This window comes from Nocardia sp. NPDC003183, from assembly GCF_053590715.1.
This window is the reverse complement of record NZ_JBSFTG010000008.1, coordinates 139,100-162,042: the sequence shown is the minus strand read 5'-3', so window position 1 is coordinate 162,042 and position 22,943 is coordinate 139,100. Positions and strand designations below refer to the sequence as shown.

Sequence of the window (22,943 nt, the reverse complement as noted above, 5' to 3'; positions counted from 1 at the left end):
GTCAGCGGCCGGATGACCGGCTTCCCGCCCCGTGCTCGCGATCCGCGTCAGTTCGACACCCGGTGCGCGCTGAGCGCCAGCAGCAAGGTGGGGGTGAGTTCCGGTGCGGCGGGATCGAAGCCGAGAAGCGCTTTGATCCGGTCCAGGCGTTGGTAGAGCGATTGCCTGCCGATGTGGAGGGCGGCGGCGCATCGGGTGGCGCTGCCACCGTGACGCAGGAACGCTTCGAGCGTGGGGGTGAGAGCGCTGTGATGGGCGGTGTCCCAGGCGATCAGCGGAGCGAGAGTTGTCTCGACGAGGCGGGCTCGGTCGGCGGCGGGCAGCGCGTCGACCAGCAGATCACCGGCCAGTGCGCGCCGGGTGGTGACGGGGCCGCTCTGCCCGGCGCGGTCGCGGCGCTGACGGACGGCCAGTCGTAGTGCCGGGCCTGTCGCAATGAGTGCGGCGGACAGACTCGCCGCTGTCGACTCCGCCGGGTCACCGACCACCAGGGTGACGCCATCGATGCTGTTGGTGGCACACGCTTTTCGCATCAGGTCCGCGACCTCGGCGACGGGATCGGTCGCCGCGGGGTCGGGTGCGAGCACCCCGTACACCGTCGCGTGCACCTCACCGATCACCCCGGGGCGCCCGAGTTCCTTGACCGCGCTGTCGAGCAGCCTGGCGGCGATCCGCGTGTCCGGCGCGTCGACCGCCACCGGGACCAGACGTAGCCCGGCCGTCGCACCGGCACCGGCCGCGGCCAGCCGCGCACGGAGGTCGGCGGGGCGGATCTGCTTGTCCGCCAGCAGATCCGCGAGCAACCGGGTGGCCACCCGGCGCGGCCGGCCGCTGGGGCCGGCGGATCGCGCGAGCGCCGGTCCCAGCACGGCGGCGGCACGGTCGAGGACTTCACCCAGCGTCGTCGGATCCAGCGGTGAACCGGGACCGGCGGTGAGAGTGCCCCAGAAACTGTCGCGCACCGTGATCTTCGCGGTAGCTCCGGCGGATTCCACGGCGGCCCAGGCAGATCGATCATCGTCGACCCCGTGCGCCGCGACCAACGCGCCACTGCCCGCGGTGAGCACCACCGGGCACCCGGTCACCGCGCCGACCTTCGACAGCAGCCGCGCCGGGCCGTGCCCGGCACCGAGCTCGACCAGCAGCTCGCGGGTCAACCCGTCGACCACCCGCCGCATCCCCACTTCGCGCGAGACGATCACCGTGTTGGCCGCGCGGCACAGGTCGATGAACGGCACCACACTGCGCAGGGCGATCAGCGGCAGCCCGGCCCGCGAGGCCTCCGCGACCATGTCCGGCGGGACGGTGTCGAACGTGCGGCCCAGCTCGACCGCCACCCCGGCTACCGCACGATCGGCGATCTCGCGCAGGTAGTGACGCCGGGTTCCGGCATCGACGCCCGCCAACCCCAGCCCCGTCGTCAGCAGCAGCTCACCGCCCGAGAGCAGTGGGCTGATCTCGAAGATCTCGCTGGAGTGCACCCACCGCACAGCCCGGTCCAGCGACGAGCGCCCCGACAGGACCAGCGGGTCGGCCGCCAGGAACTGGTCGGCGAGCAGTTGTCGGACGGTGGGCAACATGCGGTCATCCTGTCATCGATCGACCGCACGGGTATGGACGAAATGTACGTTGCCGACCGGGCGAGCAGGCAGGACAGTGGAGTCCATGACACCGCCGGACGCACTCCTGGACGTGGCCTACGACGAAGCCCTGCGCGGGCTGGCCGAAGGGGGTGTCCCCATCGGTGCGGCCCTGTTCGACGCCGACGGCACTCTGCTGGGCCGCGGCCACAACCGCCGCGTACAGAACGACGATCCGAGTGTGCACGCCGAAACCGACGCCTTCCGCGCCGCGGGCCGACGCCGCGACTACGGGCCGACGATCATGGTCACCACGCTGTCCCCGTGCTGGTACTGCAGCGGCCTGGTACGCCAGTTCGGGATCGGCACCGTGATCATCGGCGAGGCGCGGACCTTCCACGGCGGCCACGACTGGCTGGCCGAACACGGGGTGACGGTGATCGTGCTGGACGACCCGCGCTGTGTGTCGCTGATGACCGACTTCATCGCCGAGCGCCCCGACCTGTGGTTCGAGGACATCGGCGTCGCGCCGACGAAGGAGACACCCGCATGAGCAGCATCGCCTCGGTCGATCTGGCCCGCTGGCGCACCGGCGGCGAGGTGGCCCGCACCGTGGAACGCGAGGTCGACGAAGGGCTGCGCCGGGCCGGCTTCCTCCTGGTGCACGGCCACGGCATCGACCCCGCGTTGCCCGCCGCGGTCCGGGCCGCCGCACGCCGGTTCTTCGCCCTGCCGGACGACGTGAAGCAGCGGTACGCGGTGGCCGTCGGCGGTCGTGGCTGGATCGGTCCCGGCCGCGAGGCCAACGGCTATGCCGAGGGCACCGAAACCCCGCCGGATCTGAAGGAGACCTTCGCCGTCGGCGCCGACACCGCGACCGGTGATCCGGCGATCGATCAGATGTGGTTCCTGCCGAATGTGTGGCCCGCGGAGGTCGTGGAGCTGCGCGCGCTGCTGACCGAGTACACCGCCGCCGTGCGCACGCTGTCCGACGAACTGCTCGCCCTGTTCGCCGCGGCCCTCGCGCTGCCGGTCAACCCGTTCGCCGACCTGGCCGCACGCCCGACCTGGACCTGCAATATCAACCACTATCCGCCGATGACCGACGTCGGTGAGCCGGAGCCCGGCCAGTTCCGGATCGGTCCGCATACCGACTTCGGCACGGTGACGGTGCTCGACCGAGAACCCGGTGCGGGCGGGTTACAGGTCTACACCGAGGCCGGTGGGTGGGCCGACGCTCCCTACGACCCGGCGGCGCTGACGGTGAACATCGGTGACCTGCTGGCCTATTGGAGCGGCGAGCGATGGCCGTCGGGTCGGCATCGGGTGCTGCCACCCCAGCCCGATGCCCCCGAGGAGGACCTGGTCTCGCTCATCTACTTCTACGAACTCGACCACGACGCGGTGGTGACTCCGCTGGCACCGCCGATCGGCCGGGTGGCGCAGGGACCGCCGGTGGTGTCGGCCGATTTCCTCCGTATCCGGTTGGATGCCATCACTATCGGCTGACGCACCGGGCGCGCGATCATTCGAAGTACGGCTGGTTCTGCACCCAGCGGAAGTCTGTGCTGCGCAACGGGAACCGCTCGAGGTCGAGGCGGTCGAGAGTGACCGTGGCGGGCCGACCGTCCAGTTCGCCACGCAATGTCAGCGTGTCGGCCGAGGGATGCTCGACGGTGAAGGTGGCGTAGGGCACCGGGGTTCCGTCGGCGCCGGTGGGTGCGGCGACGAGCGTCATCGTGGCGGCCGCCAGGTCGGTCGTGGCCGACACCGGCACCACCGAATCGTCCATCCGCTGGTATCCCGCCGAGCCCACGTCGATCACGAGGCGTTGCCAGCGCACCGGATCGGTGGCCAGCGGCGGGATCGGGGTCGCTTCGACGCTGAACTCGCGCACCTCCCAGATGCCGTACAGCTCGGGTTTCGGTGCACCGCCGCCGTATTCGCGCCAGCTCTGCATTCCCGCGTCGATCATGCCCGCCGTGATCCACAGTCCGACCACGACCTGCGCCACCGCCGCCCACCGGTTGGCCCGCGACGAGGAGAACAGCGGTGGCTGCACGGCCGGGCCCGAATCACGCTCCAGCACGAGGAAATTCGCGAGCCTGCGCGCCTGCGGGGCGAGCAGCACCAGCCCCATCAGCAGCAGGTGCCCGGCCAGCATCTTCACCGGCACGTCGAAAGTCAGATTGAGCAGGAACACCTGCGCCATGCTGATCACGCCCAGCATGGCGCCCACCGTCGCGGTGCGTGGCCAGAACAGCAGCAGACCGGCGAGTACTTCGGCTGCGCCCAAAGCGATCTCGTAGGCGGGTGACGATCCGACCTGGGTCCACAGCATCGCCATCGGCGTCAGATCACCGACCCGGGTGAGCAATGTGGTCAGCGCGGGTTCGGGCATCTGCGTCGGGATGAGCTTGGCGAATCCGTAGAACAGCATCTGTCCGCCCACACACAGCCGCAGCGCCGTGAGAAACCAGCTCAGCAGTCGCGGATACGCGAGCCTGCGCCGGTCGAGCACCGACCACACCAGGGTGATCAGCACCGCGACCACCAGCAGCAGACCGCACTGGATCCAGATCGCGGCCTGGTCGCCGCTGCCGTTCATCGCCAGCTCGGCCTCCACCCCGAACACGTGCTCACCGATCCAGCTACTCACCGGATCGAGGGCCATGATCTGCCAGAGCATGGCCTCCTCGGGCAACCGCAGCGCGAGCACACCCAGGAAGACGAAGGTGATCTGAGCCATCCACAGACAGAAAAGGCCCAGGTACGCCACACTGAACCGGAAGGCGAGCCGGGTGATCGGATGCCACATCGGTGGCGGTGAGGGCAGGCTCGCGATGTCGTCGCGCGCACGCTCAATGGTCCCTGTGGTCACCCACGCCTCCTCATCGAGTTCGGTTGTTACCGAAGCTAATCGGAAGATACGGTGGAGCGCGTCGGGGAAAACCCCGATCTTTGCGCTGTCAACCCTGAGTCTCACTCAGCGATGCCGCCCTTACATTCCGGTCGGCCGTCCGGTACTCAGAAGTGACACACGTTACAGTTTTGCCGACAGGGGTACCCCGTAGATGTCCGAAGATCAGGATCCGGCCGCTCAGATGTCGCTCACCGTCAGCGAGCGCGATCTGGACGAGCTAGCCGGGAAGCTGGCGAGCTGGCTGACCGACAGGGTCGGCGCCGACGTGACGGTCAGCAATCTGAACAAACCGTCCAGCGGCGGCATGTCGAGCACCACCATCCTGTTCGACGCCGAATGGCCGGCGGACGGGGCCGCCGAACAGGGGTCCTTCGTCATCCGGATGGCGCCCGAGGACAGCTCGTTCCCGGTGTTCGAGTCCTACGACCTGGCGATGCAGTACCAGGTGATGGCCGGCGTCGCCGCGTCCTCCGAGGTCGCCGTGCCGACGCTGCGCTGGCTCGAACTCGACGATTCGGTGTTCGGCTCCCCCTTCCTCGTGATGGAGCGGGTCGAGGGCAGGGCGCCGTCGGACAATCCGCCGTACGTGTTCTTCGGCTGGCTGTTCGACGCGACGGTCGCCGAGCGCGAACTGGTGGCGGACGCGACGGTCGAGGTGATCGCCCAGGTGCACGCCATCGACAAGGTGGCCGAGCGCTTCCCGCTGCTCGACGGTGCGGGCACCGCGCTGCGCAGGCATTTCGAGGCCCAGCGCGCCTGGTACCGGTGGGCACTGACCGACCACGGTGTCGAGGTGCCGCTGATCGAGCGGACCTTCGATTGGCTCGAGGCCAACTGGCCGGCCGATCCCGGTCCCGAAGTGCTGAACTGGGGCGACGCTCGTCCCGGCAACATCCTGTTCGACGGGTTCACCCCGGCGGCCGTGCTCGACTGGGAGATGGCGACGTTCGCGCCACGCGAACTCGACCTGGGCTGGACCATCTTCATCCACCGGTTCTTCCAGGACATCGCCACCCGCTTCGACCAGCCGGGTCTGGTGGACTTCCTGCGCCGCGACGCGGTGGTGGCGAAATACGAGGAACTGACCGGGCATTCGGTCCGGAATCTGGACTTCTACATCGTCTACGCCGCGCTGCGGCACGCGATCGTGATGGCCAGGATCAAGTGCCGGATGATCCATTTCGGCGAGGACACCGTGCCCGCCGAACTCGACGACTACGTGATGCACCGCCTCACCCTCGAGGCGTTGCTCGACGGCACCTACGAATGGGACTGACTATGCGCGCGATCATGCCCGTCCCCCTGGACGAATACCCGGTCCATCAGACCCCGCTGTCGCTGGCCAGGGTGGCCACCAGCGACCGGAACTTCTACGACCGCTATTACTTCAACGCCTTCGACCCGGCCGGCGACGCGATGCTGATCACCGGGTTCGGCGTGTACCCGAACCTCGGGGTGGTCGACGCGTTCGCGACGGTGCGCCACGGTGACGCCCAGCGCAGCGTGCGCTTCTCCGACGCGCTCACCTCGCGCGATCTGACCACCGCCGTCGGCGGCTACCGGATCGAGGTGATCGAGCCGCTCCAGAAGCTCCGAGTGGTCTGCGAGCACGACGATCTCGGGTTCGATCTGACCTGGACCGGTGCGCAGCCCGCCGTGCAGGAGCAGCCGCACCTGATCCTGTCCGGCACCAAGCCGATCATCGAGGCCTCGCGCTTCGCCCAATCGGGTTCGTGGGAGGGCACTCTCGCGGTCGACGGCATCGACTACCCGGTCGACCCGGCGGTGTGGACGGGCAGCCGCGATCGATCCTGGGGCATCCGGCCCTCCGGTGAGCCCGAACCCGCAGGCAGGCCGACCGGCATGGACGGTTTCTGGTGGCTGTACGCGCCGCTGCGGTTCCAGGATTTCTCGATCGTGGTGATCGTGCAGGAGGAGCCCGACGGCACCCGCACCCTCAACAACGCGGTGCGGATCTGGAACGACGGGCGCAAGGAACAACTGGGCTGGCCGCGCATGCACTGGACCTACGAGTCCGGCACCCGGCACCCGAAATCCGTGCGCCTGGACATGACCACCCCCGACGGGAAGCCGCTCGAGGTCGAGATCGAGTCGCGCCCCGGGATCGCCCTGCACGTCGGCTGCGGTTACGGCGCCGACCCCGACTGGACCCACGGCCGCTGGATGGGCGAGAACTGGTCGCTGTCGAGCGCCTACGACCTCACCGACCCCGCGATCAAGGGCCGCACCCCCTACGGCGTGATCGACCACATCGGCTACGCCCGCTGCGGTGATCTCGAAGGCTGGGGCCTGTTCGAACACGCCTCCATGGGCCGCCACGACCCCACGGGTTTCGCCGATTGGTCTTCCGTCGCCCCTTGACGGAGCTCTCGCGCGAGAAGAAAAGGCGCCGCCGCGACAACGAGGTCGCGGCGGCTCCGATTTCTTCTGGGGTCGTATTCTTACGCTGCCGTGGCGAAGTCGGCCAGGAGCGACGGCACGGCGGCGTCGAAGCCGGCGACGTCGAGCATGCCCGCGTCGCCTGGATCGGCGATGCTGAAGTTCGTCGCCGTCATGCCGACCACCACGAGCTTGGCCCGCGGATTCACCTCACGGCGGTAGCGGGCCAGCGCCTGGTGCGGGTGCACCGCACCCGCCCAGGTCTCGTTGTCGGTGAAGATCGAGAACACATCGACTTCGATGCCCGTGTCCAGCGCGTGCAGGATGGGCAGCGAGCAGTCGGTGCCACCGAACGGCAAACCCGATATCGCCCGCACCGCGTCGTCGAGACGTTGCCGCGGCGAGATCGACAGCGGGGACAGGCCGCGCGCCCCCTGCCACCCCTGACCGCTGGCGGTGAACCCGACGATCTCGTGCCGCGGCTCGGTACGTGCGGTGACCAGGGCGAGCGCGGCCGAGGCCTCGCGCGCCGAGATCGGCAGTCCTGCGATCGCACTCGTCATCGAGCCCGACACGTCCAGCGCCAGCAGGTGACGCAGACCGGTCGGCCGCACGAACTCGAAGGCCGCGTAGAACGCGGCGTCGAGGGCGTCGACGACCGGGGCCGACGGCGTCCAGGTGCCCGCGCCACGCGCCGACCGCCCGGAGGCGTAGGTGCGCAACGCGATCAGCACCGACACCGGGTGCACCCGAGCCTTGCGCAGCCTCGCCGGGTCGGCGAGCTGCGCGCAGATCGCCGCGGTGCGCGGTCCGAGCGGATCGAGCAGGCCGAGACGGGTCAGGCGCGGCAGCTGTCGCAGCAGCGCCGTCTGCGGGATGCCGTTGTCGAGCAACGCTTCCCACACCGGCGCGGTGTTCAGTGCGGCGTCGGGCAGCATCTCCCAGCTGAGCCGGTACTCGCGCACCAACTCCGGCACCCGCGCCACCGGTGCTTCCTGTGCCCGCTGGAAACCGTCGAGCAGTGCCAAGCCGTCGAGTTCCGGTGCGCGACCACAGATCCAGTCGAACAGCCTGCGCCGATCGTCGTCGGTGGTCGCCGGGTGTGAGAGTCGCAGCAGGTCGCGGTTCGACCAGCCCTCCCGCTGCCGGTACTTGACCACCTGGAATGCCAGGTCGTCGATCGGCTTGTCCAGGTACCAGTTCGCGACGGCACGCCGCAGACCACGACCCCAGCCACGGAACTGCTCGGCGTAGCCGGCGAACAGGAACAGGTGCGTACCGGTGCGCGCGACCAGCGGCAGCGCGGCGAAGGCGGCCCGGCGGCCCTCGACGTCACCGAGCGAGGCGGCGGCGGCCAGCGCGAACAGCGCCGGGTTCTGGCGCGGCGCGCGCCCGGAGGCGGAGATCTCGACGATCTCGCGAACCAGATCGGCGGTGTGCTCAGCGGCGTATTCGACGACGAATTCAGCGTTGTCCGCTGTCAAAGCCTTCGCATCGACATAGAAAGTTCCGGATTCCGTGCCGAGCGTGAGAAAGCGACGCACCCGCGCCTGCGGGGTGATCTCGAAAACGTAGCCGCCCGCGTTGTTCACGACCTGCCGGCGATCGGCGGGCACGGTCTGCGGCGCGGCGCGACGAGAAAAGCGCGACAAGATATTCATTGTTCCCCCTCCGATACGTGTACCGGCGTCGATGTTTCGGACCCGGGACCCGACCGGGGCATGTGGTGACGTGGTGAGCGGACGGACGTGTAGTTACGGCCGAAGAACGGAAATCACTTTCCGCCACGGGGTTCGAACCCGCTGGACCCTGAGGTCGTACCAGATAACCGACCGAATCCGGTCCGTCCTGCTCGTTCACGTTGGACAGTTGCTCAGCGGACGTGTGTGTCCCGACCGGTACAGGTGCTCTACCAGCTGAGCTACCACCACCTTGCGATGGCGGGCAGGATTCGAACCTGCGACATCCCCAATCCGAGTGGTAACCGATCAGATCCGGTCCGCCTCGCAACTGCTGACATGAATTTACTGCGCACCAACGATCTTGCCCAGCGAATTAATCTCCGGGCATCGACGATCGCGGCGAAGTCGACGCGGCGGCGACCACGATTCCGTCGACAATTGTTCTGCCGCGGACGAGTTCGCCACTGCCCGCGAGCAATGCCGCGGCTTCCGCGACGCTGGGGGTGCCGACCGCCGCCGAGATGTGGTCCGAACGGTGCCCTACGTCGACTTCGGCCAGTTGTTCGGCGGTGAACGCCACCACGGCCACACCGAGGGTCGCCGCGGCGGTCAGGACACCGGGTTCGGTCGCACGCCGATCGAGGGTCGCCAAACAGCTGATGGTGGTATCGCCGACTACCGCCCGCACCGCGCGGACGATCCGCCCCGCATCGGTGCCCGGCCGTATGCCGATGCCGACGGCCGGCGCCGGGCCCGAAAGCGTAGCACCGGTTCCCGGTTGTCGCTCACCGTCGGAAGTCGTCATCGTCGCTGTGTACCGCCGCACGCCATCAGTGGCCGAATCGTCGTGCGGCGGTGACGAATCGGGCGATCGCGTCGGGATTTCCCGCCGGATGGGTGTGCAGGTAGGAGGCGTGGACCTGGCGGAGCACAGCGCCTTCGGCGACGGAACCCGGTGCGCGCCAACCCCAGGCGGGGTTCTCCGCGCCGGTGCGGACCAGGCGGGTGCGGTGGAATTCGTGGCCTCGCACCCGCGACCCCGCGCGCCACAGTGCCGAGTCGTGCAGCGCGACGGCGTCGCGGTAGCCGAGGGTCAGGCGCGGACCGAATTCGGCGTCGGCGTCGATCACGCCTGCCATCCGATGGCCGTCGAGCGAGCGGGTGAGGTAGAGCAGGCCCGCGCACTCGGCGTGGATCGGCAAGCCCCTCGACGCACCGTCGGCCACTGCGGCGCGGAGACGCTCGTTGGCTGACAGCTGCCCCGCGTGCTCCTCCGGAAAACCACCGGGCAGGACCAATCCGGCTGTGCCGACAGGGAGTTCGTCGGTCAGCGGATCGAAAACCACTACCCGGGCACCGGCCGCGACCAGTAGTTCCCGATGCTCGGCATAGCCGAATGTGAAGGCCGGACCGCCCGCCATCGCGATCAACGGATCTCTGCCCGAGACGACGCCGGACCCCGCGGCCGAGGACGCGGATTCCGAGGCGGGATCGACCGAGGTCGGCTGCCGGCGGACCATCGCCGCGTCCGTTGCGTGCGGGTCGTCCGCGCGGTGGCCGTCGGAACTTGTTCCGGCCGTGTCGTGTTCAGCGATGGAGGCCAGTTCGACGTGTGGATCCCACACGTCACCCAGCACCGAGCCGCCGGCCAGGGCGACGATGGCACGCAGGTCCACGTGTGCCGCGACGAGTTCTGTCATGGCGTCGACTGCGGCGGTGGCGGCGGAGCCGTGTTCGACGGCGGGGATGAGGCCGAGATGGCGGGAGGGGACTTCCAGTTCGGCCATGCGGGGCAGCGCGCCGAGAACGGGCAGGCCGACACGATCGCAGGCCGCGCGCAGGACTTGTTCGTGGCGTTCGCTGCCGACGCGATTGAGGATCACACCGCCGAGGCGGACCGAGGAGTCGTAGGTGGCGAAGCCGTGCAGGAGCGCCGCGAGACTCTGGGAATGACCGCGGGCGTCGACCACCAGCACCACCGGTGCCCCGAGCAGCCCCGCCACCTGCGCGGTGGAACCCTCGGCGATCGCGTCGCTGCGGTTCTCGTCGATCCGGCCGTCGAACAGGCCCATCACGCCTTCGACGACGGCGATATCGCAGCCCTGCGCGCCGTGGCGATACAGCGGCACCACCCGATCCTCGCCCACCAGAACGGGATCCAGATTGCGCCCCGGCCGCCCGGCCGCGAGCCCGTGGTAGCCGGGGTCGATGTAGTCGGGTCCCACCTTGAACGGTGCCACCCGATGCCCGGCCCGTCGCAGCGCACCGATCAGCCCGGTGGCCAAGGTGGTCTTCCCGCTCCCCGACGCCGGGGCCGCGATCACTACTGCGGGAGCACTCACCATTCGATACCGCGTTGGCCCTTGCGACCCGCGTCCATCGGGTGCTTGACCTTCGTCATCTCGGTGACCAGGTCGGCGGCCTCGATCAGGGCCGGGGGCGCGTCGCGACCGGTAATGACCACGTGCTGGTTGCCGGGGCGGTGGGTGAGGGTGTCGACGACCTCGTCGATGTCGACCCAGCCCCATTTGAGCGGGTAGGTGAACTCGTCGAGGACGTAGAAGCGGTGCTGTTCGGCGGCGAGACGGCGGGCGATCTCCTGCCAGCCGGACAGGGCGGCGGCCGCGTGGTCTTCCTCGGTGCCGTGCTTGCGGGTCCAGGACCAGCCTTCGCCCATCTTGTGCCACTCGACCGCGCCACCCGCGCCGGTCTCCTCGTGCAGGGTGCCGAGGGTCCGGAAGGCGGCTTCCTCGCCGACCTTCCATTTCGCGCTCTTCACGAACTGGAAGACCGCCACGTCGAAGCCCTGGTTCCAGGCCCGCAACGCCATCCCGAACGCCGCGGTGGACTTGCCCTTGCCCGGCCCGGTGTGCACGGCGAGCACCGGCTGATTGCGCCGCTGCCGAGTGGTCAGACCGTCCTCGGGGACGGCCTCCGGAACACCTTTGGGCACGGAAACTCCTCTTCTCGACGCACGCGAGGTGCGCGTTCTGCACGACCTCACGGTCGATATCTGTCGCACGCCGGTGCGCTCGAATGTCGAAGCCCGCTCCGCGACCCGTACCTCTCGGGCCGGCCGCGCGTGCCGGTTCGTCACCCTTTCTATCAGGGTGCGCCCGGCACACTCACAGGGCTCGACCCCTACGCCGGACGGGCTGGAACCTTTACGCCGCTCGAGCGGGCAGACCCGTGGCACGGACCACGTCGGCGACTGTCTCGCCGGTGAGTTCGGTCAAGCGCAGGTAGCGGGCGCGCAGGTCGCGAGCGAGTTCGGCGGCGAGGCCGAGCCGGATCATGCCGAGCTCGCAGTCGATGACCATGGCGGTGTGTCCTTGCGCGGCCAGCAGCTTGGCGGCGGTGCGCGCCCGTGGCAGCGGGTCGGTGCCGCCGGTAGCACGGCCGTCGGTGAGCAGGATCAGCATCGGGCGGCGGCGGGGGTCGCGGACGTGTTCGCGGGCGATCACCTCGCGCGCCTTCTGCAAGCCCGCGGCGAGTGGCGTTTTGCCGCCGGTGCGCATCCCGGCCAAGCGGCGGACCGCGATGTCGACCGAGGAGGTGGGCGGCAGAACGAGTTCGGCCGTACTGCCGCGGACGCTGATCACGGCCACCTTGTCGCGGCGCTGATAGGCATCGCGCAGCAGGGTGACAATCGCGCCGGTGACGGCGGTGAGCCGGTCGCGCGCGGCCATCGAGCCGGACGCGTCGACCACGAAAACGACCAGATTGCCTTCTCTGCCTTCGCGATACGCGCCGCGCAGGTCCTCGGTTTCCAGGGCGAGTGGGCCGCTGATCCTGCCACGCTCGAATTGCTTCGGCGCGGCCGCGAAGACGGTGCCGAGCAGGTGCAGGCCGGTCGACGGGTCGGCGTCGGGGCGGACCGTACGGCCGGTCCTGGTCCGGGCGCGCGAACGGCGCCCGGGGGCACCTTCGCCGATACCGGGGACCTCCCACCGCGGCGCGGGCTTGCCTGCCGAAGTCGGTGTGCCCGAGAGTTTTTCGGGTCCGGGTCGCGAACCGTTGCCCGCGTTGTCCTGGTTGGAGCTGTCCGAGCGGTCGCCGCCGGAACCGCCGCCGCCCGGTCCGCCACCGTCCGGTCCTCGATCGTCCGGGCCGCCGCCATCGGGGCCCCCGTCATCATCGGGACCATCGTCGGGACCCATGCCGTCCGGGCCGCTTTCGCGACCGCTGCCTCGCGACCGCTCGTCCTCGCGGCCACCGGGGTCGACATCGTCCGGGTGCGCGCTGTCACCGCCATCGGCGTCGAGCTCGTCCCGGTGGCCGTTCCCCTCGGCACCCGGTCCACGCGAACCGTCGAATTCCTCATCCCCCGAAGCCTTGTCGACCTCGGCGGCCGCGGCGTCCATCGCTTCGTCGAGCTGCTGCTCGCTGATCCCGGGCTCGTCGAACGGATCCCGCCGACGACGGTGCGGCAGCGCGAGTTCCGCCGCGATCCGCACATCGTCCTCGGTGACCCGATCCCGTCCACGCCACGCGGCATGCGCGGTCGCGGTCCGGGCAACGACGAGGTCGGCACGCATCCCGTCGACATCGAACGACGCGCACAGCGCCGCGATCCGGCGCAGCTCCGCATTGTCCAGCGCGACCTCGGGCAACCGGTCGCGTGCGGTCAGAATGCGTTCGGCCACCACCTGATCGGCGTCGACATAGCGGGCGGCGAACGCGGCCGGGTCGGCCTCGTAGTCGAGGCGACGGCGCACCACCGCCATCCGCACGTCGACCTCGCGCGAGGCCGCCACATCGACCGTGAGCCCGAACCGGTCGAGCAGCTGCGGGCGCAACTCGCCCTCTTCGGGGTTCATCGTGCCGACCAGCACGAACCGCGCCGGATGCGAGTGCGAGACACCGTCGCGCTCGACGTGCACGCGTCCCATCGCCGCCGCGTCGAGCAGCACGTCCACCAGGTGGTCGTGCAGCAGGTTCACTTCGTCCACGTAGAGCACGCCGTGGTGGGCAGCGGCGAGCAGCCCGGGCCGGAACGCCTGCTCCCCGTCGCGCAGCACCCGCTCGAGATCGAGTGAACCGACGACCCGGTCCTCGGTGGCGCCGACCGGCAACTCCACGAGCCGGGCGGGCCGGGCCCCGGTCTCGTCGACCACGGGCGGCAGCAACTGCGCGAGCGCGCGGACCACGGTCGACTTCGCCGTGCCCTTCTCACCCCGCACCAGCACCCCGCCGATCCCGGGGTGCACGGCCGACAAGATCAACGCCAGCTGCAACCGCTCCTGCCCCACCACAGCGGAGAACGGGAATCCCGCCTCACCCGCCGCCCGTGCGGCGGTGTGCGGACCAGCGGCGACATCAGCAAAACCAGGCACGCCCCAACTCTATGCGCGCGCCGTTGCGGGCCCTCCCCCGGGCATCGACGGGCGGTGTACCGCCTCAGCCACGCCGCATCGGCACGTGCATGATCCCGTCGTCGTCGTATTCGGGCCCGTCGACGGCGAAACCGAACTTCGCGTACATGCCGACCAGGTGCGACTGGGCATCCAGTCGCACAGTGGCCGAGCCGGTTTCGGCCAGTGCGGCCTGCATCAGCCGGGTGGTGTACCCGTGTTTGCGAGCGGACTGCGCGACGCAGACCCGGCCGATGCGATAGCTGGTGACCCCGTTATCGGACTCGTCGAGCAGGCGCAACGTGGCGAGCACGGAACCGTCGTCGAGCCACAGGTGCCGCGTCGTCGCCAGCAGGTCGCGGCCGTCCAGCTCGGGATAGGCGCATTCCTGCTCGACGACGAACACCTCGACGCGCAGACACAACAACCGGTACAGGGTGGCGGCGTCGAGATCCGCCGCCCACGCCCGTCTCAGTTCGGCGCTCACACCTGGGCGTAGCTCGAGACCTGCTCGTTCGCAGGCGCGGTGTTGCCGTCCAGCTTCAGCGACTTGCTGGTCCAGTCCCACACTTCCTGGAACAGGGCCTGGTTCTCCGACAGCTTCTGGCCGAGGGAGGGGATCATCTGCTGCAGCTGCGGCGTCCAGCCGGTGTACTGCTCCGGGAAGCACCGCTGCATCACGTCGAGCATGGCGGTGACGCAGGTCGACGCACCCGGCGACGCACCGAGCAGACCGGCGATGGAGCCGTCCTGCGCGGAGATGACCGCGGTGCCGAACTCGAGCACGCCACCCACACCCTTGCGGCGGATGACCTGCACGCGCTGACCGGCGGTGATGAGCTCCCAGTCGCGGCCCTGCGCGCGCGGCAGGAACTCCCCGAGTACGCCCACCTTGCCGTTCTGCGACTTGAGCAGCTCTTCGACCAGGTACTTGGTCAGGCCGAGCTCGGTGAGGCCGACGCCGACGAGCGAGCCGATGTTGTTCGGCTTGATCGACTTGAACAGGTCGGCGTTGGAGCCGTCCTTGAGGAACTTGGGGGTCCAGCCGGCATAGGGGCCGAACAGCAGGCCCTTCTGTCCGTTGATGACGCGGGTGTCGAGGTGCGGCACCGACATGGGCGGCGCGCCGACGGCGGCCTTGCCGTAGACCTTGGCCTCGTGCGCGGCGATCAGCTCCGGGTTGGTGGAGCGCAGGAACTGGCCGCTGATCGGGAAGCCGCCGAAGCCCTTGGCTTCGGCGATGCCTGCCTTCTGCAGCAGCGGCAGCGCGCCACCACCGGCGCCGACGAACACGAACTTCGCGTTGATGGTGCGCGACTGGTAGGTGCGCAGGTTGCGGACGGTGACGTTCCACGACCCGTCGGACTGCTTGTCGAGGTTGCGGACCTCGGTGCCGAAGGCGATCTCGCCGCCGGAGTAGCCGATGTAGGCGAGCAGCTGCTTGGTGAGCGCGCCGAAGTCGATATCGGTGCCGCCGTCGGACCAGTTCAGCGCGATCGGGTCGCTGAAGTCACGGCCCTTGGCCATCAGCGGCAGGCGTGCGGCGAACTCGTCGGGGGTGTCGATGTACTCCATGCCACGGAACAGCGGGTGCGGCGACAGTGCCTCGTAGCGCTTGCGCAGGTAATCGACGTTGTCGGCGCCGTGCACGAAGCTGACGTGCGGGATGGGGTTGATGAAGCCCGCGGGGTCGTCCAGCACGCCTGCGTCGACAGCGGAGGCCCAAAACTGGCGCGAGACCTGGAAGCGCTCGTTGATGTCGACGGCCTTGCTCACGTCGACCGAGCCGTCGGCGTTCTGCGGGCTGTAGTTGAGCTCACACAGCGCCGAGTGGCCGGTGCCCGCGTTGTTCCACGGGTCGCTGCTCTCCGCGGCGGCGGCGTCGAGCCGCTCGAACACCGAGATCGTCCAATCCGGCTGCAGCTGCCGCAGCAGCGCGCCCAGCGTGGCACTCATGATGCCAGCGCCGATGAGAACTACATCGGTCTTTTCACTCTTCGCAGCGTTCGGCACGGGTAGATCGACTTCCTTGTCCTTCTCAGCTACCCACCGGCAGGTGAGTTCGCTTGGCGCGGGCGCTTTGGCGGTGTTCATGCGACTCGCGGTGAATCGCCGGGAGGTAGGTTACCCGTCGTTCACCTGATGCCAATTGTGCACCTCAGCTGAGCACAGTTCTGCAACGGACCTCCCGAATGTGATGAAAAGCAAGCCTGCACGTCACCATGACCGCGCGATAGATTGAGCAGTGTGACGAAAGAAACCCTCGCTGATCGAACCGACGAGCAGTGGCAACCCGATGTTCTCGGCACCGCCTATCAACAGCGGACCCTCCCGCTCGGTATCGACCCCGACGGTGAGGGCGAGGTGGTGGCCACGCTCGTGCGCTATCTGCCCGATGCCACGGCGCCGGCGATCGAGCCGACCGTGCTCTACGTGCACGGGTTCACCGACTACTTCTTCCAGGAGCACCTGGCCGAGCATTTCGCGGCGCGCGGGCACCGGTTCTACGCGCTCGACCTGCGTAAATGCGGGCGGTCGCGGCGAGAAGGACAGAGCGCGCACTACGTGAGCGACCTGGCGCTCTACGACGACGAGCTGACCGAGGCGCTGCGGATCGCGCGCGAGGAGACCGGCAACGATGTGCTGATCGTCGCGCATTCGACCGGTGGCCTGATCGTGCCGCTGTGGCTGGACCGGCTCGAGGCGGCCGGTGGCAGCGCGGCGGCGGGCGTGGCCGGGGTCGTCCTCAACAGTCCCTGGTTCGACCTCCAGGGACCGTCCTTCTACCGCACCGTCGGCACCCCCGTGATCAACGCGGTGGGCCGGTTCCGCGCCTTCGCCCAGTTGCCCGGCGGCGTCAGCACCGCCTACGGCGACAGCCTGCACACCAGCCGCTCGGGTGAGTGGGATTACAACCTGGACTGGAAGCCGCTCAGTGGTGAACCGGTGCGGCTGGGCTGGCTGCGCGCCATCCGCCGGGGACACGCGCGCCTGCACCAGGGCCTGACCATCGGCGTGCCGGCGCTGATCCTGCGTTCGCGGCTCACCAAGTTCGCCCGTGAGCACTCCCCCGCCGTCGACGTGGCCGATGCCGTGCTCGATGTGAAGCAGATCCAGCGCTGGGCGGGTTGTCTGGGCGAGCGCACCTCGATCGTCCCGATCGACGGCGCCCGCCACGACGTGTTCCTGTCCTCGGAAGCCGTGCGCGCCAACGCGTTCCAGGAAACCGACAACTGGCTCGACTGGTTGGCGGCCTACCGCAAGTCCTGATCCGGACACACCGCTCACCAGGCTCTGGCGCGATCCGCGATCCGCGTCAGTGCCTGGTGAGCTCGGCCGCATCTACCAGAGGCTGGTGCGCAGGACGATCTCGGTGGCGAACTCGTGGCCCGCCTCGGTGGCGATGTTGTCGACTTCCAGTGGGACGACCCGGAATTCGCCGTAGACATAGCGGCCGGAGGCGTCGGCGGTGGCGCGGGGCAGGCCCTTGGTGACCAGCATCGTGACGGGCAGTTCCAGCGGCGGACAGGTCGCGTCGGGGACTCGGCCGTCGGCGTCGGGAACCGCCGGGTGCCCGTGGTCGGCGACGACCAGGCTCATGAACCGGCCGAACCGCCCCGCGCACACCCGCCACGCCAGCGCCGCGCCCGACCCACGCCCCGCGACGTTGACGTAGGGCAGTTCGAGTTCGTCGAGAATCGCGCGCACACCCGCCGGATCGAGCCCCTCGACAGACTCCACGACGATGGTCTGCAAGTCGGATTCGTGCAGCCGCGTGCACACCTTGTCGAACACGTCGGCAGGGTCGTCCGCATCGGGAAGCAGCAGCACATTGTGCCGCGAAGATGGTCCGTCGACCCGCACCGTCCAGGCCTGGTCACCGACCGTGATCTGCCGAGATTTCATGCCGGGTTACGGTACACGTCCAGCCTGAACAACGCGGCCTGTTCCGCCGCGGCCCGCCGATCCGCACACCCCCGTGTACTGGGCTTTCACTGCCCACAACACCCGAATTGCCGAACCTGTCACAACGCCGCGCCCCGGGCTGTGAGGCGAGACGAGCCGCACACCGCCGCGTCCACGGCGCGCCGGGTCACTGGGACGTTCGGATGACCGGGATGCCGGCCGGGGCGCCGTCGCGGATCAGCTGGTCCAGCGCCACGAGGTCGACGTGTTTCTCGATGAGGTCGGCGAGGAGGTCGAGTTGCGCGGATCGGACGGCCGCGACCGAGGTGCCGGGCGCGACGGTGAAGCCGGTGCGTCCGGCGCGGGCGGCCACCTCGGTGAGCCAGGTGCGGCGGAACTCGTCGGACTCGAGGAGCCCGTGGACATGGGTGCCCCAGATCGCTTCTCGCACACTTCCTTCCGGGTCGCCGTCGATGGTCAGCCAGGCGGGGTCGGCGGTGCGGGTGACGCGGCCGTGATGGATCTCGTAGCCGTGCAGGGGGTCCGCGCCCGCGATGCCCGACACCTGCCGGGCGATCTTGGGGTCCGCGAATTCGATATCGAGGTCGAGGAGACCGAGGCCGTCCACCACGCAGGGCCGCGCAGACCCCGATTCGGGGACGTCGGCCTGACCCGCTGCCGCTGTGTGCTCGACGCCGTCGACGATGCGGGTGCCGAGCATCTGGTAGCCGCCACAGATGCCGAGGACGGGACGGCCTGCGACGGCGCGAGCACGAAGAGCATCGGCGATTCCGTTGGCGCGCAACCAGTTCAGGTCGGAGATCGTCGCCTTGCTGCCGGGAACGATCACGAGGTCGGCGGTGGCCAGCTGATGGGGGCTGTCGGCCCAGCGGACCGAGACGCCGGGTTCGCAGGCGAGAGCCTCGATGTCGGTGGAGTTGGAGATTCGCGGGAGGCGGATGGCGGCCACGGTGAGCCAGTCGGTGCCGTGCGGCGGGCCGGGGCGGCCCACGGGGGCACCGGAGAGGGTGCCGAGGGAATCTTCGGCATCGAGCCAGAGCTCTTCGGCGAAGGGAAGAACGCCGAGGGTGGGGCGGCCGGTCAGCGCGACCAGCTGGTCGAGGCCGGGTTGCAGCAGGGACACGTCGCCGCGGAATTTGTTGATGAGGAAGCCCGCGATGAGCTGCTGATCTTCGGGTTCCAGCACGGCGACGGTGCCGAACAGGTGGGCGAGAACGCCGCCGCGGTCGATGTCGCCCACCACCAGCACCGGAATATCGGCGGCGCGGGCCAAACCCATGTTCGCGAGATCGGTTGCCCTGAGGTTGATTTCGGCCGGTGAGCCTGCCCCCTCACAGATCACGACGTCGAATTCGTCACGTAACGAGGCCAATTCGGCCGCGACGACCTCGCGCAGTTCCTGCCGACGAGTGAAATAGTCACGCGCGCCGACAGTTCCGACAGCGACGCCGCGAACCACCAGCTGCGAGCGGCGATCGCTACCGGGCTTCAACAGCACCGGGTTGAACCGCACGCTCGGCTCCAGCCCGCAGGCTCGTGCTTGCAGCGCCTGGGCGCGCCCGATCTCCCCGCCATCGAGGGTGACGACCGAGTTGTTCGACATGTTCTGCGCCTTGAACGGCGCCACCCGCACCCCGCGCCGCGCCAGCATCCGGCAGATACCCGCCACCACGACACTCTTCCCGGCGTCGGAGGTGGTACCCGCGATCAACAGCGCGCCGCGCAGGGGCGCACTCACGGCAGCGTGAGAATTTCCGCGCCCGTGTCGGTGACGACCCAAAGGCGCGAGACTCGACCTGCGCCGATTCACGGCAAGGTCAGAACTTCCGCACCCGTGTCGGTGACGACCAGTGTGTGCTCGAACTGCGCGGTCCACTTGCGGTCCTGGGTGACCACGGTCCAGCCGTCGTCCCAGATGTCGTAGTCGATGCCGCCGAGGTTGATCATCGGCTCGATCGTGAAGGTCATGCCGGGCTCGATCACCGACTCGATGTTGGGCTGGTCGTAGTGCAGCACCACCAGTCCGCTGTGGAAGGTGGGGCCGACGCCGTGGCCGGTGAAGTCGCGCACCACGCCGTAGCCGAAGCGGTTGGCGTAGGCCTCGATGACACGCCCGACCACGTTCAGGGCGCGACCCGGCTTGACCGCCTTGATGGCCCGGTTGGTGGCCTCTTCGGTGCGCTCGACGAGCAGACGCACCTCCTCGTCGACATCGCCGGCCAGGAAGGTCTTGTTGGTGTCGCCGTGCACGCCGTGGATGAAGGCGGTGACGTCGATATTGACGATGTCACCGTCTTCGACCACCGTCGAGTCGGGGATGCCGTGGCAGATGACCTCGTTGAGCGAGGTGCAGCAGGATTTGGGAAAACCCTTGTAGCCCAGCGTCGACGGGTAGGCGCCGTGGTCGCACATGTACTCGTGGGCGATCCGGTCGAGCTCGTCGGTGGTAACGCCGGGAACCACGGCCTTACCCGCCTCTTCGAGGGCCCGCGCCGCGATCTTGCCGGCGATTCGCATCTTCTCGATGGTCTCGGTGGTCTGTACCCAGGGCTCGTTGCCCTCGTTCGCGGTCTTCTTCCACACGTATTCGGGCCGCTCGATGGAGCGGGGAACTTCCCGGATCGGCGACTGGATACCGGGAACTAGTGGCTGACGGGTGCGCACGGACATGAGAGCAGTGTATCTATGCGCGCTCGTCGCCGTCGGTCCCAGCCCGTCGGACCACCGGCTCCAAACGGACGATGATGCCTTTCGAGGTCGGCGTGTTGCTGATGTCGGCGACGCTGTCGAGCGGAACCAGCACGTTGGTCTCCGGGTAGTACGCGGCGGCCGACCCACGGCTGGCCGGGTACCCGACGGCGACGAACTTCTCCGCGCGGCGCTCGGTGCCGTCGTGCCAGATGCTGACGATGTCGACCAGCTCCCCGTCGGCGATCCCCCGCTCGGCCAGGTCGTCGGGGTTGACCATCACCACCCGGCGGGCGTGGTGGATGCCGCGATAGCGGTCGTTGCTCGCGTAGGGAATGGTGTTCCACTGATCGTGGGACCGCAGTGATTGCAGCACAAGGTATCCCGGCGGCGCGTCGATCATGTCGAAGTCGTTGCGGGTGAACTCGGCCTTCCCGCTCGCGGTGCGGTAGATGCCCTTGTTGACCGGATTGACCAGCAGCATCCCGCCCGGCGCGGTGACCCGCTCGTTGAAGTTCTCGAAGCCGGGTACGACCCGGGAGATACGGTCGCGCACGGTGCTGTAGTCGGCGACGAATTCCTCCCACGGAATCGCGGACTCCGCCCCCAGCGTGCTGCGCGCCAGCCGGGAGATGATCGCGATCTCGCTGAGCAACTCGGGTGAGGCCGGGTCGAGGCGCCCCCGCGACGTGCGGACCTGACTCATCGAATCCTCGACCGTGTAGAACTGCTCACCCGTGGCCTGGATGTCGCGATCGCTGCGACCCAGTGTGGGCAGGATCAGTGCCGTCTCGCCGCAGACCGTGTGGGAGCGGTTGAGTTTGGTGGAGATCTGCACGGTCAGCGAACACTGCCGCAGGGCCGCCTCGGTGACCTCGCTGTCGGGCGTGGCCCGCACGAAATTGCCTGCGACACCGACGAATACCTTCGCCTTGCCGTCGCGCATGGCACGGATGGCACCGACCGCGTCCAGCCCGTGGGCCGCGGGCGGGGTGAAACCGAACTCCGTGCCGAGCGCGTCCAGGAACGACTGCGGCATCCGCTCCCAGATGCCCATGGTGCGGTCGCCCTGGACATTGCTGTGCCCGCGCACCGGACACACCCCGGCGCCGGGTCGGCCGAGGTTGCCGCGCAGCAGCAGGAAGTCGACGATCTCGCGGATCGTGGGCACGCCGTGCTTGTGCTGGGTCAAACCCATCGCCCAGCACACGATCACCTTCTTGCTGGCCACCACCTGCTGGTGCACGGCCTCGATCTCCGCGCGCGTGAGCCCGGTGGCGGTGAGCGCGTGCTCCCAGCTCACCGTCCTGGTGTGCTCGGCGAACGCGTCGAAACCGCTGGTGTGCGCGGCGATGAACGCGTGGTCGAGCACCGTGCCCGGCGCCGCGTCCTCGGCGTCGAGGAGCAGTTTGTTCAGCATCTGGAACAGGGCCAGGTCGCCGCCGGGGCGGATCTTGAGGAAGATATCGGCGATCTCGGTGCCGCGCCCGAGCACCCCGCGCGCCTTCTGCGGGTTCTTGAACCGGATCAGCCCGGCCTCGGGCAGCGGGTTCACCGCCACGATCTTGCCGCCGTTGCGTTTGGTCTCCTCGAGCGCCGACAGCATGCGCGGATGGTTCGTGCCGGGGTTCTGGCCGACGACGAAGACCAGGTCGGCTTCGTAGATGTCGTCGAGGGACACGCTGCCCTTGCCGACACCGATGGTCTGCGCCAACGCGGAACCGCTCGACTCGTGGCACAGGTTCGAGCAGTCGGGCAGGTTGTTGGTGCCATAGGCGCGGGCGAACAGTTGCAGCAGGAACGCGGCCTCGTTGTTGAGCCGCCCCGAGGTGTAGAACAGGGCCTCGTCGGGGCTGTCGAGCCCACGCAGTTCGCCGGCCAGCACGCCGAACGCATCGTCCCAGCCGATGGGCTCGTAGTGCGTGGCGCCGGGCCGCTTCACCATCGGCTCGGTGAGCCTGCCCTGCTGGTTGAGCCAGTAATCCGACATGGTGTCGAGCTCGGCGACCGGATGCTCGGCGAAGAACTGCCGGGTGACGCGGCGGGTGGTGGCCTCGTCGTTGATGTGCTTGGCGCCGTTTTCGCAGTACTCGTTGAGGTGGCGGCGCGTGGGCTCGGGCCACGCGCAGCCGGGACAGTCGAAGCCCTTGGTCTGATTGATGTTGAGCAAGGTGAGCGCGGTGCGGGCCGGGGAGTTCTGCGAGAGCGAGTACTCGATCGCGTGCGCCACCGCGGGAACGCCGACCGCCCAGGTCTTGGGCGGGGTCACGCTCAGATCATCTTCTGGGTCCTCGATCGAGGTCATGTGTCAGCTTCTCTTCAGTTCTGCGGCACCGCGCGGTCGGCATATCTGACAAAAGGCTTCTCACATTGTCCACCCTTGTCAAAG

At 68.9% G+C, this 22,943-nt stretch carries 18 protein-coding genes and 1 tRNA gene; 5 read left to right on the top strand and 14 right to left on the bottom strand.

The window, feature by feature from the left end; all coding sequences use genetic code 11:
- Positions 1–47 precede the first annotated feature (47 nt).
- Entirely contained in the window at positions 48–1,580 is a 1,533-nt protein-coding gene (locus ACWDXS_RS23230; RefSeq protein ID WP_387442275.1) for a PucR family transcriptional regulator, read from the bottom strand.
- Positions 1,581–1,665: 85 nt separating this feature from the next.
- Here ACWDXS_RS23230 and ACWDXS_RS23225 point away from each other — a divergent pair, with 85 nt between their 5' ends.
- Both ACWDXS_RS23225 and ACWDXS_RS23220 read left to right on the top strand, forming a co-directional pair.
- On the top strand, positions 1,666–2,133 hold the full coding sequence (locus ACWDXS_RS23225) for a nucleoside deaminase (protein ID WP_378992299.1): 468 nt from the start codon (positions 1,666–1,668) through the stop codon (positions 2,131–2,133).
- On the top strand, positions 2,130–3,089 hold the full coding sequence (locus ACWDXS_RS23220; RefSeq protein WP_378992297.1) for an isopenicillin N synthase family dioxygenase: 960 nt from the start codon (positions 2,130–2,132) through the stop codon (positions 3,087–3,089). Before ACWDXS_RS23225 ends, ACWDXS_RS23220 begins: the two co-directional genes overlap by 4 nt.
- 16 nt (positions 3,090–3,105) lie before the next feature.
- Here the strand turns inward: ACWDXS_RS23220 and ACWDXS_RS23215 are convergent, their stop codons facing one another.
- Positions 3,106–4,461 carry a DoxX family protein gene (locus tag ACWDXS_RS23215; RefSeq protein WP_449968597.1) on the bottom strand — a complete coding sequence of 452 codons (1,356 nt, stop codon included), beginning with the start codon at positions 4,459–4,461 and terminating at the stop codon, positions 3,106–3,108.
- 193 nt (positions 4,462–4,654) lie between these two features.
- Here ACWDXS_RS23215 and ACWDXS_RS23210 point away from each other — a divergent pair, with 193 nt between their 5' ends.
- Complete coding sequence (locus ACWDXS_RS23210; RefSeq protein WP_449968594.1) at positions 4,655–5,779, top strand: phosphotransferase family protein; 1,125 nt, start codon at positions 4,655–4,657, stop codon at positions 5,777–5,779.
- A 14-nt stretch (positions 5,780–5,793) separates the two neighbouring features.
- Positions 5,794–6,885, top strand: a complete 1,092-nt coding sequence (locus ACWDXS_RS23205; protein WP_378992295.1) for a hypothetical protein — start codon at positions 5,794–5,796, stop codon at positions 6,883–6,885.
- 80 nt (positions 6,886–6,965) lie between these two features.
- On the opposite strand, the gene ACWDXS_RS23200 is transcribed toward ACWDXS_RS23205, so the two are convergent.
- From ACWDXS_RS23200 to mqo, 8 genes are all read right to left on the bottom strand, one after another.
- Positions 6,966–8,564, bottom strand: a complete 1,599-nt coding sequence (locus ACWDXS_RS23200) for a TROVE domain-containing protein (RefSeq protein WP_449968590.1) — start codon at positions 8,562–8,564, stop codon at positions 6,966–6,968.
- Between the two features lie 277 nt (positions 8,565–8,841).
- A tRNA-Pro gene (locus ACWDXS_RS23195) sits at positions 8,842–8,907 on the bottom strand.
- A 51-nt stretch (positions 8,908–8,958) separates the two neighbouring features.
- The gene (locus tag ACWDXS_RS23190) at positions 8,959–9,390 is read right to left on the bottom strand and encodes a cobalamin biosynthesis protein (RefSeq protein ID WP_449968587.1); all 432 of its coding nucleotides are present in this window, start codon (positions 9,388–9,390) and stop codon (positions 8,959–8,961) included.
- A 25-nt stretch (positions 9,391–9,415) separates the two neighbouring features.
- The gene (locus tag ACWDXS_RS23185; RefSeq protein WP_449968584.1) at positions 9,416–10,930 is read right to left on the bottom strand and encodes a cobyrinate a,c-diamide synthase; all 1,515 of its coding nucleotides are present in this window, start codon (positions 10,928–10,930) and stop codon (positions 9,416–9,418) included.
- Positions 10,924–11,538, bottom strand: a complete 615-nt coding sequence (cobO, locus tag ACWDXS_RS23180; protein ID WP_449968581.1) for a cob(I)yrinic acid a,c-diamide adenosyltransferase — start codon at positions 11,536–11,538, stop codon at positions 10,924–10,926. The genes ACWDXS_RS23185 and cobO overlap by 7 nt, the downstream gene beginning before the upstream one ends.
- Positions 11,539–11,749: 211 nt before the next feature.
- The gene (locus ACWDXS_RS23175; RefSeq protein ID WP_449968578.1) at positions 11,750–13,921 is read right to left on the bottom strand and encodes a magnesium chelatase subunit D family protein; all 2,172 of its coding nucleotides are present in this window, start codon (positions 13,919–13,921) and stop codon (positions 11,750–11,752) included.
- A 64-nt stretch (positions 13,922–13,985) separates the two neighbouring features.
- Positions 13,986–14,426: a GNAT family N-acetyltransferase gene (locus ACWDXS_RS23170; RefSeq protein WP_379312017.1), complete on the bottom strand. Its 441-nt coding sequence runs from the start codon at positions 14,424–14,426 to the stop codon at positions 13,986–13,988.
- Positions 14,423–16,033 carry a malate dehydrogenase (quinone) gene (mqo, locus tag ACWDXS_RS23165; protein WP_379312016.1) on the bottom strand — a complete coding sequence of 537 codons (1,611 nt, stop codon included), beginning with the start codon at positions 16,031–16,033 and terminating at the stop codon, positions 14,423–14,425. The genes ACWDXS_RS23170 and mqo overlap by 4 nt, the downstream gene beginning before the upstream one ends.
- A 153-nt stretch (positions 16,034–16,186) precedes the next feature.
- Between mqo and ACWDXS_RS23160 the strand changes: the two genes are divergently transcribed.
- Positions 16,187–17,209 carry an alpha/beta hydrolase gene (locus tag ACWDXS_RS23160; protein ID WP_378992287.1) on the top strand — a complete coding sequence of 341 codons (1,023 nt, stop codon included), beginning with the start codon at positions 16,187–16,189 and terminating at the stop codon, positions 17,207–17,209.
- Positions 17,210–17,281: 72 nt separating this feature from the next.
- Here ACWDXS_RS23160 and ACWDXS_RS23155 read toward each other — a convergent pair whose 3' ends face one another.
- From ACWDXS_RS23155 to ACWDXS_RS23140, 4 genes are all read right to left on the bottom strand, one after another.
- The gene (locus tag ACWDXS_RS23155) at positions 17,282–17,845 is read right to left on the bottom strand and encodes a glycosyltransferase family protein (protein ID WP_387442258.1); all 564 of its coding nucleotides are present in this window, start codon (positions 17,843–17,845) and stop codon (positions 17,282–17,284) included.
- 187 nt (positions 17,846–18,032) lie between these two features.
- Entirely contained in the window at positions 18,033–19,604 is a 1,572-nt protein-coding gene (locus ACWDXS_RS23150) for a cobyric acid synthase (protein WP_449968573.1), read from the bottom strand.
- A gap of 68 nt (positions 19,605–19,672) precedes the next feature.
- Positions 19,673–20,536 (bottom strand): type I methionyl aminopeptidase, encoded by an 864-nt coding sequence (gene map, locus ACWDXS_RS23145; protein ID WP_449968570.1) that lies wholly within the window; start codon positions 20,534–20,536, stop codon positions 19,673–19,675.
- Positions 20,537–20,549: 13 nt separating this feature from the next.
- Positions 20,550–22,859: an FdhF/YdeP family oxidoreductase gene (locus tag ACWDXS_RS23140; protein WP_378992283.1), complete on the bottom strand. Its 2,310-nt coding sequence runs from the start codon at positions 22,857–22,859 to the stop codon at positions 20,550–20,552.
- Positions 22,860–22,943 lie beyond the last annotated feature (84 nt).

Bases quoted from the DNA above. Each gene is read 5' to 3' on its own strand.
- map (WP_449968570.1), bottom strand. From the start codon at position 20,536: ATGTCCGTGCGCACCCGTCAGCCACTAGTTCCCGGTATCCAGTCGCCG.
- ACWDXS_RS23190 (WP_449968587.1), bottom strand. From the start codon at position 9,390: ATGACGACTTCCGACGGTGAGCGACAACCGGGAACCGGTGCTACGCTT.
- ACWDXS_RS23140 (WP_378992283.1), bottom strand. From the start codon at position 22,859: ATGACCTCGATCGAGGACCCAGAAGATGATCTGAGCGTGACCCCGCCC.
- ACWDXS_RS23210 (WP_449968594.1), top strand. From the start codon at position 4,655: ATGTCCGAAGATCAGGATCCGGCCGCTCAGATGTCGCTCACCGTCAGC.
- ACWDXS_RS23225 (WP_378992299.1), top strand. From the start codon at position 1,666: ATGACACCGCCGGACGCACTCCTGGACGTGGCCTACGACGAAGCCCTG.
- ACWDXS_RS23220 (WP_378992297.1), top strand. From the start codon at position 2,130: ATGAGCAGCATCGCCTCGGTCGATCTGGCCCGCTGGCGCACCGGCGGC.
- ACWDXS_RS23205 (WP_378992295.1), top strand. From the start codon at position 5,794: ATGCCCGTCCCCCTGGACGAATACCCGGTCCATCAGACCCCGCTGTCG.
- ACWDXS_RS23200 (WP_449968590.1), bottom strand. From the start codon at position 8,564: ATGAATATCTTGTCGCGCTTTTCTCGTCGCGCCGCGCCGCAGACCGTG.
- ACWDXS_RS23230 (WP_387442275.1), bottom strand. From the start codon at position 1,580: ATGTTGCCCACCGTCCGACAACTGCTCGCCGACCAGTTCCTGGCGGCC.
- ACWDXS_RS23185 (WP_449968584.1), bottom strand. From the start codon at position 10,930: ATGGTGAGTGCTCCCGCAGTAGTGATCGCGGCCCCGGCGTCGGGGAGC.
- ACWDXS_RS23155 (WP_387442258.1), bottom strand. From the start codon at position 17,845: ATGAAATCTCGGCAGATCACGGTCGGTGACCAGGCCTGGACGGTGCGG.
- mqo (WP_379312016.1), bottom strand. From the start codon at position 16,033: ATGAACACCGCCAAAGCGCCCGCGCCAAGCGAACTCACCTGCCGGTGG.